At 69.6% G+C, this 14,783-nt stretch carries 11 protein-coding genes; 1 reads left to right on the plus strand and 10 read right to left on the minus strand.

All coding sequences use genetic code 11. From position 1 onward, the window contains the following. Positions 1-5 precede the first annotated feature (5 nt). A complete protein-coding gene (locus ACIQD6_RS05745; RefSeq protein ID WP_401878513.1) occupies positions 6-1,757 on the plus strand; it encodes a GNAT family N-acetyltransferase in 1,752 nt (583 codons plus the stop codon). Here ACIQD6_RS05745 and ACIQD6_RS05750 read toward each other — a convergent pair. The 10 genes from ACIQD6_RS05750 to ACIQD6_RS05795 all read right to left on the minus strand — a co-directional run bounded on the left by ACIQD6_RS05750 (position 1,741) and on the right by ACIQD6_RS05795 (position 14,613). Then, positions 1,741-3,657, minus strand: coding sequence for an AMP-binding protein (locus ACIQD6_RS05750; RefSeq protein WP_401878517.1), 1,917 nt, complete (start codon positions 3,655-3,657; stop codon positions 1,741-1,743). The genes ACIQD6_RS05745 and ACIQD6_RS05750 overlap by 17 nt on opposite strands. A gap of 110 nt (positions 3,658-3,767) precedes the next feature. Then, positions 3,768-4,622 (minus strand): CDP-diacylglycerol--serine O-phosphatidyltransferase, encoded by an 855-nt coding sequence (pssA, locus tag ACIQD6_RS05755; protein WP_401878519.1) that lies wholly within the window; start codon positions 4,620-4,622, stop codon positions 3,768-3,770. Next, positions 4,615-5,262, minus strand: a complete 648-nt coding sequence (locus ACIQD6_RS05760; protein ID WP_401878522.1) for a phosphatidylserine decarboxylase — start codon at positions 5,260-5,262, stop codon at positions 4,615-4,617. The genes pssA and ACIQD6_RS05760 overlap by 8 nt, the downstream gene beginning before the upstream one ends. A gap of 180 nt (positions 5,263-5,442) precedes the next feature. Continuing rightward, a complete protein-coding gene (locus ACIQD6_RS05765; RefSeq protein ID WP_401878525.1) occupies positions 5,443-6,648 on the minus strand; it encodes an acyl-CoA dehydrogenase family protein in 1,206 nt (401 codons plus the stop codon). Between the two features lie 5 nt (positions 6,649-6,653). Then, positions 6,654-7,160 (minus strand): MaoC family dehydratase, encoded by a 507-nt coding sequence (locus tag ACIQD6_RS05770; protein ID WP_401878527.1) that lies wholly within the window; start codon positions 7,158-7,160, stop codon positions 6,654-6,656. Between the two features lie 5 nt (positions 7,161-7,165). Then, on the minus strand, positions 7,166-8,152 hold the full coding sequence (locus ACIQD6_RS05775; protein ID WP_401878529.1) for an HpcH/HpaI aldolase/citrate lyase family protein: 987 nt from the start codon (positions 8,150-8,152) through the stop codon (positions 7,166-7,168). Beyond that, a complete protein-coding gene (locus ACIQD6_RS05780; protein WP_401878531.1) occupies positions 8,149-10,161 on the minus strand; it encodes a protein meaA in 2,013 nt (670 codons plus the stop codon). The genes ACIQD6_RS05775 and ACIQD6_RS05780 overlap by 4 nt, the downstream gene beginning before the upstream one ends. A gap of 16 nt (positions 10,162-10,177) precedes the next feature. After that, positions 10,178-11,515 carry a crotonyl-CoA carboxylase/reductase gene (gene ccrA / locus ACIQD6_RS05785; protein ID WP_401878534.1) on the minus strand — a complete coding sequence of 446 codons (1,338 nt, stop codon included), beginning with the start codon at positions 11,513-11,515 and terminating at the stop codon, positions 10,178-10,180. A gap of 412 nt (positions 11,516-11,927) precedes the next feature. Then, a complete protein-coding gene (locus ACIQD6_RS05790) occupies positions 11,928-12,740 on the minus strand; it encodes a TetR family transcriptional regulator (protein WP_401878536.1) in 813 nt (270 codons plus the stop codon). 82 nt (positions 12,741-12,822) lie between these two features. Continuing rightward, a complete protein-coding gene (locus tag ACIQD6_RS05795) occupies positions 12,823-14,613 on the minus strand; it encodes a 3-hydroxyacyl-CoA dehydrogenase family protein (RefSeq protein WP_401878539.1) in 1,791 nt (596 codons plus the stop codon). Positions 14,614-14,783: the final 170 nt, after the last annotated feature.

Raw genomic sequence — 14,783 nt, forward strand, 5'->3', positions numbered from 1 at the left:
GGGGCGTGCGGATACGCGAAGCGCGCCCCGACGAAGCGCAGGTGCTCAGCGGACTTGTGCTGCGCTCGAAGGCCCACTGGGGGTACGACGACGCCTTCCTTGAGGCGTGCCGCGACCAACTGGTCATCTCCGCAACGGACATGACGGCACGTCGGATCATCGTCGCGCAGGATGAGCAGTCCGGTGAACTCCTCGGTGTCGCCTCGTTGGAGGGCGAGGCCCCCGACGGCACCCTCGGGCTGCTGTTCGTCGAACCGCACGCGATCGGCCGGGGCATCGGCCGGACCCTGTACGCCCATGTCCTCGACGCCGCCCGCGACGCGGGCTTCAAGCGGCTGACGATCGACTCCGACCCACACGCCGTGGACTTCTACCGGGCGCTCGGAGCGCGGCCTGTCTCCGGCGGCGGCCCGCTGTCCCGGCTCCGGGTCGAAGTGGTCCCGCGCGAGGAGTGGGTGCGGGCCTGGACGGGCGGGCTGCGGACCGTACAGCTCGGTAATGTCGCCGAGTTCCAGGAGCAGTTCGGCCCGCTGTCCGAGACCGGGCGCCTGGCGAGCGGTCACTACTCCTGCCTGGCCGCGCTGGGAAGCCCGCATCCGGCCGTGATCGTCCTGCCCTGGACCGTACCCCCTGGCTGGATCGAACTGCTCTCCCGCCAACTCGCCTGGGGCGCGGTGGAGTTGTACGACGGAATCGGCCCTGGCGCGGAAACCGCCCCTGCCCCCGCCGAAATCCCCGCCGGACTCACCGCCGAGCTGCTCACCCGTACCGTACTGACCGCGCATCTGCGAGGGCTCGGACTACCCTTCGTACCGTGGGGCCACACGGCCGCGTCCGGGGAGTTGTCCGGCCGGCCGCTGCCGCCCGGGGCGCTGCGTTACGAGTCCAAGCGGGCCGCCAATGCCCTCTTCCTGCGGCTGGCTCCCGGGTATCCCGACGACATCACCGTTCCTGTTCAGCGACCGGCCGCCGGCCGCCGTGCGGCGGCCCGGCTGGTCCTCGCGCGGGCCCGTTCCGGCGCGGGCAGCGTCCTCAAGTCCGAGCACGGCGTGGGTGGTTCGGGAACGTACGTGGTGAGGTCCGTACGGGATCTGCCGCGCGCGTTGCGGGCGGTGCCCCGGGGCCCGCTCCTGGTGGAGGAGTACCTGACCGGTGGCCGTGCACCCCATGACCTCACCTACGACGGCATCGTGGACGCCACCGGCACGGTGCACGACGTGGGCGTCGCCGTGATGGACGTGAAGGGCACCGCCTACCGGGGAGCGACCGTCGGCCCCGGCGTCGTACCGGACGGACCGGCCGCCATCGCGCTGCGGTTCGGGCACGCCGTCGGCAGGGAACTCGCCGCGAGCGGCTACCGGGGCTGGTACGACGTCGACTTCGTGACCGCACCGGCCGATCGGCTCGCCCCCACGGAGATCAATCTGCGGCTGACGGGACCTTCGGCGGCCTTCATGGTGAAGGCCCGCCTCGACGAGACCCGGGGCGGTGACCATCTCGTGCGTACCGTGGACCACGTTCCGCTCGCGGCCCGCCTCCCCGATGCCGAACTCATCGCCTGGCTGAGGGAACTGACGGCCCGTTGCGCGGCTCTCGGGGCGGTTCTGATCCCCTCGATCCCCACGGCGGCCTTCGACCCCGCTCCCTTTGTGGGAGTCCTGCTCGCGGCCCGTACGGTGGACCGCCTCGACGCGGCCGAGGCCCTGGTCCGCGATGCGGGCCGGGACCTCGGCCGGATCTTCAGCCCCGCTCGTTGACCGCGGGCCGCGAGTTCACCCAGATCACCACGGTCACCGCCGCGAGCATCAGCGTCACATTGAAGGTGTAGACGAGAGCGGCCTGCTTCGGCCAGTCGGTCTTGGCGGCCAGCCGGTAGAAATTGTCCTGCGGCCACCAGGCGGCCAGCAGCCAGACGATCGCCAGATGCGCCAGGGTGGTGATCCCCCGTGGCGCGCCGTGCCGGAGCATCGGCTGCCGCCCCATCGCCAGAAAACCCATGCCCAGGCCGAAGGAGAGCCACTCGAAGAAGTACAGAAAGGCGAACAGCACGTTCCACGGCGTCGGTACACCGGTCAGATCGGTGGAGCCGGGCCAGAACACGTTGGTGAGCCCGGCGGACAGGAAACCCGCGCACAACGTCACCACGGCGGCGATCACGGCGTTGACGTCCTCGGGGGACATCTCGCCGCCCTTGCCGCCGGCGCTCGCGGCCCGGGGGACCGGCGGCAGCGGCAGCTTCGCGCGGTCCACCTTCCCTGCGGCGTTCCTCGGCAGCTGCGGGATCCGCACCACCGACCCGGGAATGTCGCCCGCCGGGACCAGGCCGGTGAGCCGGGAACGCAGCTCGTCCGGGCCGGTGACGGGCGCGACGAAGGCGATCAGTCGCTTCCCCGTGCGGCCTTTGTCCGCCGTGACGGCCACTTCCCGGAGGCCGGGATGACCGCCCAGCGCCGATTCCACCCGGTACGTGTCGACCGTCCTGCCGTCGACCGTGACCCGGTCCGCCGTCCGTCCGCGGAACTCCAGCGGCCCGTCGGCGTGCCTGCGCCCCACGTCGCCGGTGGGGACCGCGTCGCCGCCGTCCGGAGGGGTGAGCCAGATCCGGCCCTTGCGCAGCTCCGCCGCGCAGCCGGGGAACGGCCTGCCGAGATACGCGGCACGCTCCGGATACTCCACGGCACCCGGCAGCTGCTCGGGCTCGAACCACGTACCGCAGCCGACGACCTCCGCCGGACCGTACACACCGACCACCCGCGCCTCGGGCGTCGGCAGCAGTTCCTGGAGGCGCAACTGCTCGTCCAGCCGCAGCGGCTCGCCGCCCACCGTGAGCAGCCGCAGCGCCGGGAGGTCACGCGTCAGCAGCCGGGCGGCCGTCCTCGGGTCGGCTTCGACCACCGTGACACTCTCCGTGCTGACCAGCCGTTCGGAGAGCACCAGCGTCCCGCCGGAGCACAGGGCACGGATCCAGCCCCCGGTGAACTCGGTGGTCTCGGGCAGCGCCGTCACCAGCACCTGGTCCTCCGGTGACAGCGCGTAGACCTCGGACCAGGCGGCATACGCGGCGATCCACCGCTCGTGCCCGGACACGACCGCCGTGCGCTTGCCGGTCGTCCCGGCGGTGAAGAGCACGGTGGCCGTCGTCCTTACCGTCGCGCCGGCTCTCGTCCGTGTCCCGTTCCCATTCCCGGCCCTGTCCCCCTCGCCCGTGCCACGGACCGTGGGCGCCACCCCCGAGTGCGCGGCGATGGCCTCCGCGTCCCTGTCCAGACAGACGGCGGTCCGGTCACGGCCGTCGTCGATCCGCGGCAGCAGCGCCCGCTGGGTGATGACGGCCTTGGCCCGCGCGAGCCCGAGCAGCCGGTGCAGCTCCTCGCCCGGTGTCCGCGGCGCCACGACGGCGTACGCATGGCCCGCCTTGAGCACGGCCAGCATCGCCACCAGGGCGTCCAGCGGCCGCTCCGTACAGATCGCGACGGTGGCGACGGCGGAGCCGGAGTCCGGCAGCCCAACCCTCTCGACGAGATACGCCGCCAGCCGATTGGCCTCGGTGTCCACATGCAGATAGCTGTACTGGTCACCATCGGTGACCACGGCCACACGGTCGGGTGCCCGCCGTGCCCGCTCTTCGAAGAGCTGATGTATCGATCCCCCGGTCATGACGGTAAATGCTTCCAGAGGGAGAGGACCGGCGGAAGACCACAACGAGTAAGGGCCCGGGTGCGATACGCACCCGGGCCCCTACCCGCACTACTCGTTCCCCGTTACGGCTACGGCAACTGCGCCGCCCGTGCCTCGCGGCGGTTGCCGCGGAAGGTGTTCACCCGCCGTGCCGTGGCGAAGAGCGGAATCACCGCTCCCGTCACCACCTGGAGCGCACAGCCGGTCTGGAGCAGCAGCTGACCACCGGGGGCGTCGAACGCCCAGGCCGCCAGCAGCCCCATCGCGGCCACGATCCAGCTGAGCATCGCCACCGCGAGAATGCCCCGCGGCTTCGGATACTCGACGCGGCTCACCATCAGCCAGGCCACCCCGATGATCGCGAGCAGCGTCGTGACGAAGGGAAGTTCCAGCAGGACGATCGAGACGACCGTCAGTGCCCCGAAGGGGCTCGGCATGCCCTGGAACATGCCGTCCTTCAGCGTCACACAGGAGAATCTCGCCAGCCGTAGCACGACGGCGAGCAACACCACGATCGCCGCCAGTGCCGACACCCGTTGATGCGCGTCGTCCGCGACCATTCCGTACACGAGGACGAAATAGGCCGGTGCGAGACCGAAGCTGATCAGGTCCGAGAGGTTGTCCAGCTCGGCGCCCATCGGGGAGCTGCGCAGCTTGCGGGCCACGAGTCCGTCGAACAGGTCGAAGATCGCCGCGGCGAGCATCAGGATCACGGCCGTCGCGGCGGAGTGCCGTGCCATGCCGCTCTCATCGCTGCCCGTGAGGTGCGGGATGAGGATGCCGGTGGTGGTGAAGTACACGGCCATGAAGCCGCACGTGGCATTACCGAGCGTGAGGGTGTCCGCTATCGACAGCCGCATCGACAGCGGCATGTCCTCCGCGTCGTCCTCCGCTTCGGCCTCAGCCTCGGCGGCCCAGCCGGCTTGCGTTTCAGGATTAATCACGGTCAATTCGAGTCACCCCTGCGGTCGTGGTCTGACCGACCTCGACAGCGACTTCGACACCTTCCGGAAGGTAGATGTCGACGCGCGAGCCGAAACGGATCAGGCCGATGCGCTCGCCCTGTTCCACCTTGGTCCCCTGGGGCAGATACGGGACGATCCGCCGCGCCACCGCGCCGGCGATCTGCACCATCTCGATGTCACCCAGCTCGGTGTCGAAGTGCCAGACAACGCGCTCGTTGTTCTCGCTCTCCTTGTTGAACGCCGGGACGAATCCGCCGGGGATGTGCTCCACGGATGTCACGGTGCCCGCGAGAGGGGCACGGTTGACATGGACGTTCAACGGACTCATGAAAATGGCGACCCGGGTGCGTCCGTCCTTCCACGGCATGATGCTCTGCACCACACCGTCGGCCGGGGAGATCACCCGGCCCTGCGTGATCTCACGCTCCGGGTCGCGGAAGAACCACAGCATGCCCGCTGCGAGCGCGGTGGCGGGCACGGCGAGTACTGCGGCGCGCTTGGAGCTGCGCGCGCGGACCAGGCCGATCGCTGCGGTGGCGACGGTCGGCAGGAGCCACGGCGATGCTCCGCGCGCGAGGCGGACCCTGCCGCGTGGTGCGGAGGTTTGGCTGTGGGGCATGGATGACCTTCGTAGCGGATGATGCCGCGCTGGCAACGGGGGACGGCGGCTTTCCAGCGATGGTATCGGTTGCGGGCCGCAACTGAGCAAGCCAGCAGCCGAGTCGAGCGGCTTGAAGCCGGTCGCGCCGGAGGACAGGGTGTGATCTTCTTCGCGGCAAAAGTAGCTCAAAGGTGACAATCAACCCTGGAATCGGTACTCCTCCAACAGGCGTCGACCGATGATCATTTTCTGGATCTCGGCGGTACCTTCGCCGATCAGCAGCATCGGGGCCTCGCGATAGAGGCGCTCGATCTCGTACTCCTTCGAGAAGCCGTAACCACCATGGATGCGGAACGCGTCCTCCACGACTTCTTTGCAGTATTCGGAGGCGAGGTACTTCGCCATCCCTGCCTCCAGGTCGTTTCGTTCCCCGGAGTCCTTTTTGCGTGCGGCGTTGACCATCATTGCATGGGCGGCTTCGACTTTGGTAGCCATCTCGGCCAGCTTGAACTGGATCGCCTGATGCTGGGCGATCGGCTTGCCGAACGTGTGCCGCTGCTGGGCGTAGGAGATCCCCAGCTCGAAGGCGCGCCGCGCCACCCCGCAGCCGCGCGCGGCGACATTCACCCGGCCGACCTCGACTCCGTCCATCATTTGGTAAAACCCTCGGCCGGTGGCGCCGCCGAGCACCCTATCGGCCGGAATGCGCAGTCCGTCCATGATGAGCTCGGTGGTGTCGACGCCCTTGTACCCCATCTTGTCGATCTTCCCGGGGATGGTCAGACCGGGCCGCACCTGCCCGAAGCCGGGCTCCTTCTCGACCAGGAACGTGGTCATCGACTTGTGCGGGGCGGTGCCTTCCGGATGGCCCTCGTCGCTGCGGCACAGCACGGCGACGAGCGTGGACGTCCCGCCGTTGGTCAGCCACATCTTCTGGCCGTTCAGTACGTAGTCGTCGCCGTCCCGCAGCCCCTTGGACGTGATCGCCGAGACATCGGAGCCCAGGCCGGGCTCGGACATCGAGAATGCCCCGCGCACCTCACCGGCCGCCATCCGCGGCAGGAAGGTGTCCTTCTGTTCCTCGGTGCCGTGCTGCTTGAGCATGTACGCCACGATGAAGTGGGTGTTGATGATGCCGGACACCGACATCCAGCCCCGGGCGATCTCCTCCACACACAGCGCGTAGGTGAGAAGGGACTCGCCCAGACCGCCGTACTCCTCGGGAATCATCAGCCCGAACAGGCCGAGTTCCTTGAGGCCCTCCACGATCCGGGTCGGATACTCGTCGCGGTGCTCCAGCTCCGTGGCGACCGGGAGAATCTCTTTGTCGACGAAGTCCCTGACGGTCGCGAGGATCTCCCGCTGGATGTCGGTCAGGCCGGCGGTCTGGGCGAGTGGGCTCATCTCGGTCACATCTCCTGGGGTTCGGGGCGGCCTGGCTGTTCGCCTCCGCGTGCCTTGACGTACGTCTCGGTCGGGACCATCACCTTGCGCCGGAACACACAGACCACGGTGGAGTCCTGCTTGTAGCCCCTGGTCTCCACGTACACGATTCCGCGGTCGCTCTTGGACCTGGACGGCGTCTTGTCCAGGACCGTCGTCTCGCCGTAGATCGTGTCGCCGTGGAAGGTCGGCGCGACATGCTTGAGCGACTCGACCTCCAGATTGGCGATCGCCTTCCCGGAGACGTCCGGCACCGACATGCCCAGCAGCAGCGAGTAGACGTAGTTGCCCACGACGACGTTCTTCCCGAAGTCCGTCGTCTTCTCCGCGTAGTTGCTGTCCAGGTGCAGCGGGTGATGGTTCATGGTGAGCAGACAGAACAGGTGGTCGTCGTACTCCGTGACCGTCTTGCCGGGCCAGTGCTTGTAGACCGCGCCGACCTCGAACTCCTCGAAGGTGCGTCCGAATCGCATGGCTCCTACGCCTCCGGGGCTTCGAAGGAGGTGGTGCGCCGCATGCCCGCGGCCCGGCCCTTGCCCGAGATGACCAGGGCCATCTTGCGGCTGGCCTCGTCGATCATCTCGTCGCCGAGCATCGCGGAGCCCTTCTTCCCGCCGGCCTCGGACGTGTAGTAGTCGTACGCGTCCAGAATCAGTTCGGCGTGGTCGTAGTCCTCCTGGGAGGGCGAGAAGATCTCGTTCGACGCCTCGATCTGGCCCGGGTGCAGCACCCACTTGCCGTCGTAGCCGAGCGCCGCCGCACGGCCCGCGACCTCGCGGTACCCCTCCACATCGCGGATCTGGAGGTACGGACCGTCGATCGCCTGGAGATCGTGGGTGCGGGCCGCCATCAGGATGCGCATCAGGATGTAGTGGTACGCGTCCGCGCCGTATCCGGGCGGCTGCTGACCGACGACGAGCGACTTCATGTTGATGGAGGCCATGAAGTCGGCGGGGCCGAACACGATGGTCTCCAGCCGGGGCGAGGAAGCGGCGATGTCGTCGACGTTCACCAGGCCCTTGGCGTTCTCGATCTGCGCCTCGATACCGATCCGGCCGACCTCGAAGCCCATCGTCTTCTCGATCTGGGTGAGCAGCAGATCGAGCGCGACGACCTGCTGCGCGTCCTGGACCTTCGGCAGCATCACGCAGTCGAGGTTCGCTCCCGCGCCCTCCACGACCGTGACCACATCGCGGTAAGTCCAGTGCGTCGTCCAGTCGTTGACCCGTACGACCCGTGTCTTGCCCGTCCAGTCGCCCTTGTTGAGCGCGTCCACGACGGTGTGCCGGGCGCCCTCCTTGGCGAGCGGCGCGCACGCGTCCTCCAGGTCCAGGAAGACCTGGTCGGCAGGCAGCCCCTGGGCCTTCTCCAGGAAACGCGGGTTGGAGCCCGGAACGGCCAGGCAGGAGCGGCGCGGACGCAGCCGGTCGGGCCGGGCGGTGGCGGGCGACAGGTGGGCTGTCATGCGGGGACCTCCAACGGGTCGAGCTTGTTCGCGGTACGGATCTCGTCGACGATACGGCCGATGATCTCGGTGATTCCGAAGTCCTTCGGGGTGAACACGGCGGCCACTCCGGCCGCCCGCAGCTCCTCGGCGTCCGCGTTCGGGATGATCCCGCCGACGATCACCGGGAGGTCCCCGGCGCCCGCCGCGCGCAGCCGCTCCAGTACGTCGGGCACCAGCGCGGCGTGCGAACCCGACAGGATCGACAGGCCCACGCAGTGCACGTCCTCGGCGAGCGCGGCGCTCACGATCTGCTCGGGTGTGAGCCTGATGCCCTGGTAGACCACCTCGAAGCCGGCGTCCCGGGCGCGTACGGCGATCTGCTCGGCGCCGTTGGAGTGCCCGTCGAGACCGGGCTTGCCGACCAGCAGCCGCAGCCGCCCCGCCCCCAGTTCCCCGGCGGTACGGGACACCATCTCCCGTACGGCGGCGAGCGCGGTGCCCCGTTCGGCGGCCACGGCGACCTGAGCGCCGCTCACCCCCGTGGGCGCGCGGAACTCGCCGAAGACGTCGCGCAGCGCCCAGGACCACTCGCCGGTCGTCACTCCGGCCCGCGCGCACTCCACGGTGGCGGCCATCAGATTGTCGGTGCCCGCTGCCGCTCTCTTCAGCGCGGCCAGCGCCTCCGTGGCGCGGGCCTCGTCGCGGTTGTCCCGCCAGGTGTGCAGGGCCGCCACCACCCGCTCCTCGTTCGCCGGGTCGACCGTCATGATCGCGGTGCCGAGGTCCGCGGTGAGCGGACCGGGCTCGGTGGACTCGTAGCAGTTGACGCCGACGATCTTCTCCTCCCCGGACTCGATCCGCGCCCGGCGCTCGGCGTGCGAGGAGACCAGCCGCGACTTGAGATAGCCGGACTCGACGGCCGCCATCGCGCCGCCCATCTCCTCGATACGGTCCATCTCGGCGAGGCTCTCGGTGACGAGGCCCGCCACCTTGGCCTCCACGACATGCGAACCCTCGAAGATGTCCTCGTACTCCAGCAGGTCGCTCTCGTGCGCCAGGACCTGCTGGATACGCAGCGACCACTGCTGGTCCCACGGCCTCGGCAGGCCCAACGCCTCGTTCCAGGCCGGGAGTTGCACGGCGCGGGCGCGGGCGTCCTTGGAGAGGGTGACCGCCAGCATCTCCAGGACGATCCGCTGGACGTTGTTCTCCGGCTGGGCCTCGGTCAGGCCGAGGGAGTTGACCTGGACGCCGTAGCGGAAGCGGCGCTGCTTCGCGGTCTCGATGCCGTACCGCTCGCGGGTGACCTGGTCCCAGATGCGGGAGAAGGCCCGCATCTTGCACATCTCCTCGACGAAGCGCACACCGGCGTTGACGAAGAAGGAGATCCGGGCGACGACATCCCCCCGGCGGTCCTCGGGAATCCGCCCGGACGCGAACACCGCGTCGAGTACGGCGATCGCGGTGGACATCGCGTACGCGACCTCCTGCACCGGGGTCGCCCCCGCCTCCTGGAGGTGGTAGCTGCAGATGTTGATGGGGTTCCACTTGGGGATGTGGTTCACCGTGTACGTGATCATGTCCGTGGTCAGCCGCAGGCTGGGCACGGGCGGGAAGACATGCGTCCCGCGTGAGAGGTACTCCTTGACGATGTCGTTCTGGGTCGTCCCCTGGAGCAGGGCGATGTCCGCGCCCTGCTCCTCCGCGACCACCTGGTAGAGCGCCAGCAGCCACATGGCGGTGGCGTTGATGGTCATCGAGGTGTTGGTGCGCTCCAGCGGGATGTCCTGGAACAGCCGCCGCATGTCGCCGAGATGCGAGACCGGCACCCCGACCCGGCCGACCTCGCCCCGGGCCAGGACGTGATCGGGGTCGTAGCCGGTCTGCGTCGGCAGGTCGAACGCGACCGAGAGGCCGGTCTGCCCCTTGGCGAGGTTGCGCCGGTAGAGCTCGTTGGACGCCTCGGCGGTGGAGTGACCGGCGTACGTCCGCATGAGCCAGGGCCGGTCTTTCTGACGATCAGTCATGAAAAGCCTTCAGCCTTCAGACGTTACGGAAGCGGTTGATGGCGTCGAGGTGCCGCTCGCGCAGCTCCCGGTCCCGCACGCCGAGGCCCTCGCGGGGTGCCAGCGCCAGCACCCCGACCTTGCCCTGGTGGCGGTTGCGGTGGACGTCGTACGCGGCCTGGCCGGTGTCCTCCAGCGCGTAGACCTTCGACAGGGTGGGGTGGATCTTGCCCTTGGCGACCAGCCGGTTGGCCTCCCACGCCTCGCGGTAGTTGGCGAAGTGGGAGCCGATGATGCGCTTGAGCGACATCCACAGATAGCGGTTGTCGTACTCGTGCGTGTAGCCGGAGGTGGAGGCGCAGGTGACGACCGTGCCGCCCTTGCGCGTGACGTACACACTCGCTCCGAACGTCTCGCGCCCCGGGTGCTCGAAGACGATGTCCACGTCCTCGCCGCCGGTCAGTTCGCGGATGCGCTTGCCGAACCGCTTCCACTCGCGCGGGTCCTGATGGTGTTCGTCCGTCCAGAACGCGTAGTCCTCGGCGGTGCGGTCGATGATCGCCTCGGCGCCCATCCGCCGGCACAGCTCCGCCTTCTGGTCGCTGGAGACGACACAGACCGGGTTGGCCCCGCCGGCCAGCGCGAACTGCGTGGCGTACGAGCCGAGTCCGCCGCTCGCGCCCCAGATCAGGACGTTGTCGCCCTGCTTCATCCCGGCGCCGTTGCGGGACACCAGCTGGCGGTACGCGGTCGAGTTGACCAGTCCGGGAGCCGCGGCCTCCTCCCAGCTCAGGTGCTGCGGCTTGGGCATCAGCTGGTTGGACTTCACGAGCGCGATCTCGGCGAGGCCGCCGAAGTTGGTCTCGAATCCCCAGATCCGCTGCTCGGGGTCGAGCATCGTGTCGTTGTGCCCGTCGGACGACTCCAGCTCGACGGAGAGGCAGTGCGCGACGACCTCGTCGCCCGGCCGCCAGACGTTGACGCCGGGGCCGGTGCGCAGCACGACGCCCGCCAGGTCCGAGCCGATGACGTGGTACGGCAGGTCGTGGCGCCTGGTGAGTTCGCTGAGCCTGCCGTACCGCTCCAGGAATCCGAAGGTCGGCAGGGGCTCGAAGATCGAGGTCCAGACGGAGTTGTAGTTCACGGAGCTGGCCATGACGGCCACCAGGGCCTCGCCGGGGCCGAGTTCGGGCACCGGGACCTCGTCGAGATGGAGGGACTTGCGGGGGTCCTTCTCCCGGGTGGTCAGGCCCGTGAACATCTCCGTCTCGTCCTTGTGCACGGTCACCGCGCGGTACGAGCCGGGGAGGGGCAGTGCGGCGAAGTCTGCGGATGTGCTGTCCGGCGACTGGATCGCGTCCAGGATTTCCTTCACGGTGTTGCCTCCGGTGAAGCCGAGGGTGCGAGATGCAAGGGGGCTGCTTGCTGGTGCGGTGGAGGTGTGCCGTCGGTTCGGCGGGTGCGCGGTGCCGGTCGTGCTGACCGGCGGCGCCGGGTGAGCGCGGAGATGCCTGTGACGCAGGCGTCCGGGCGCACAAGCGGGATGGCTTGCGGGAACAGCCGGACAACTTCACGCTATGGCACCCGGTGACACCTGGCAAGGCACTGGGTGCCAAAAATTTCTCTCATGTGTCACTCGTACGGCACGCATGAGCAATGTCTACCGCTCGACCGCCGGCAAATATCACTTCAGGTGCCGGGGTGTGCGCATGGCGTATCGGCGTCAGGGTGCGCGGGGGCCCGGCCGGTGGGCGCGGGAAGCGATGGGGGAACGAGAGGCCGGGCGACTACGCGCCCTTGAGTGCCTGCTTGATGGTCCGCATGACCTCGTCCAGCGGGGCGTCCGTGTGCGCCACCGTCACCAGCACGTCCCCGCTGGTACGCGCGGTGGCGGCCGGCTGTCGCGGCTTGTCGCCGAGGGTCCGGCCCGCGCCGATACCGGTGCCGAAGGTGTCACGCACGATCGCGAACGCGTGGTCCAGCTGCGCCTCGACATCGCCCTGGCCACCGGCCCGCAGCCAGCGCCGCAGCACATGGTTGTGCGCCGTGACGACCGCGGACGCGGCCACCTCCGCCAGCAGTGGGTCGTCATTGCCGTCGGCGTGGTCGCGCTCGTCGAAGTGGCCCAGCAGATAGCGGGTGAACAGCCGCTCGTAGCGGGCCACCGACGCGATCTCGCGCTCGCGGAGCGTGGGCACCTCGCGGGTGAGGCGGTAGCGCTCCACGGAGACCGCGGGGGAGGCCGCGTACATCCGCATGACCTCCTTGATGCCCCGGCAGACCGTGTCCAGCGGGTGCTCGTGGGCCGGTGCGGCATTGAGCACCGACTCCGCCCGGACGAGCGTGTCGTCGTGGTCCGGGAAGATCGCCTCTTCCTTGGAGCGGAAGTGCCGGAAGAAGGTCCGGCGGGCGACCCCGGCCGCGGCGGCGATCTCGTCGACGGTCGTCGCCTCGTACCCCTTGGTCGCGAACAGCTCCATGGCCGCGGCCGCCAATTCACGGCGCATCTTGAGGCGCTGCGCGGCGGCGCGAGTGCCGGCGGCGCTCTCCGTGCCGGCGGTCTTGGAGTTCGTACGGGAGGACTTGGCGGACTGGGACATGGAGTGAACGTACTGCATCGGCGCAGGAGAGCGTGCCTGCGGGGCGGACCGGCCGGGCGGTCCGCCCCCTCCGGCGCCGGGGTCAGCGCCGCGCGTACTCACGGAAGCCGCGCCCCGTCTTACGGCCGAGGCAGCCCGCCGCCACCAGGTGTTCCAGCAGCGGCGCGGGGGCCAGCCCCGGGTCGTGGAACTCGCGGTGCAGCACCCGTTCGATGGCCAGCGAGACGTCGAGGCCGACCACATCGAGCAGTTCGAAGGGGCCCATCGGATAGCCGCCGCCCAGCTTCATCGCGGCGTCGATGTCGTCGAGCGTCGCGTAGTGCTCCTGGACCATCTTGACCGCGTTGTTCAGGTACGGGAAGAGCAGCGCGTTGACGATGAAACCGGCGCGGTCGCCGCAGTCCACCGGGTGCTTGCGGACGGCGCGGCTCACCTCGCGGGCGGTGGCGTGGACATCGTCGGCGGTGAGGACCGTACGGACCACCTCGACCAGCTTCATCGCCGGGGCCGGGTTGAAGAAGTGCATCCCGACGACGTCCTGCGGGCGTGAGGTCGCCCGGGCGCAGGCGACCACCGGGAGCGAGGAGGTCGTGGTGGCCAGCACCGCGCCCGGCCGGCAGATCTTGTCGAGCGCGGCGAAGAGCTGCCGCTTGACCTCCAGGTCCTCGGCCACCGCCTCGACGGCCAGATCCACCTCGGCGAACGCGTCGAGCGAACCGGCCGGTGCGATCCGGGCCAGCGTCGCGTCCCGGGCCTCGGCGGTCAGCCGGCCCTTGTCGACGGAACGAGCCAGGGACGTGGCGATACGGCCGACGGCGGCGACCGCCTTCTCCGGGTTCCTGGCCGCGAGTACGACGTCGTATCCCGCCTTGGCGAAGACCTCCGCGATGCCGCTCGCCATGGTGCCGGAGCCCGCGACCCCGACCGACCGGACGGGTCGGCCAGAGCCTGCGGCGGCGCCTTCCGCGGTGATCGTCGGTGTCAGGGCGTCCGGCACCACCGTGCCGCTGCCGGGCGCCTCGTACGTGTAGAAGCCGCGCCCGGCCTTGCGCCCGGTCAGCCCGGCGTCGCTGAGCTGTCTGAGAACCGGCGCGGGGGCGTGCAGCCGGTCGTGGGACGCCGCGTGCATCGCGTCCAGCACGGTACGGGCGGTGTCGACGCCGATCAGGTCGAGCAGGGCGAGCGGCCCCATGGGCAGCCCGCAGCCCAGCCGCATCGCCGCGTCGATGTCCTCGCGGGAGGCGTACTTGGCCTCGTACATCGCGGCGGCCTGGTTGAGATAGCCGAAGAGCAGGCCGTCCGCGACGAACCCGGGCCGGTCGCCCAACGCGACCGGCTCCTTGCCCAGTTCGCGCGCGAGTGCCGTGACGGCCGCCACGGCCTGCGGCGAGGTGAGGACCGAGGAGACCACCTCGACCAGCTTCATCGCCGGGGCGGGGTTGAAGAAGTGCAGTCCGAGCACCCGCTCGGGGTGCGCCGAGTCGGCGGCCAGCCGGGTCACCGACAGTGCGTTGGTGCCGGTCGCGAGCACGGCCGTGGGACTGACGATCCCGTCCAGCGCGCGCAAGACCCGCTGCTTGGCCTCGTACGACTCGGGCACGACCTCGATCACCAACTCGGCGTCGGCGGCGGCGTGCAGATCGGAGAACGTACGGAACCGGGCGAGGGCGGTCCGCCGCTCCTCCTCGGTGAGCCGGCCGCGCTCCACGCCCCGCGCGGTGGACGCTTCGAGCGCGGCGACGGCCTGCCTGGAGGCCGCGTCGCTGATGTCGATGCCGATGACCTCACGGCCGGCCACGGCGAGGATCTCGGCGATGCCGGTCCCCATCGTGCCGAGGCCGACCACGGCGATGGTGGAGAGAGGGATGTCCATCACGGGACTCCAGGGGAAGAAGTGACGGCTGGTTTTCGGGGCTCGGCCGGCGGACGTGTACGTGCTGAGCGTCCGTGAGCCTGCCGACGGGCCCTGTTCCGGAGCCACGCCGTATGTACGGTCCGGACGGGCCGGGCCGTGGAAGTGCTGAACCGACAGCACTCGCGATG

The organism is Streptomyces sp. NPDC088400 (assembly GCF_044753355.1).
Classification (GTDB): Bacteria; Actinomycetota; Actinomycetes; order Streptomycetales; family Streptomycetaceae; genus Streptomyces.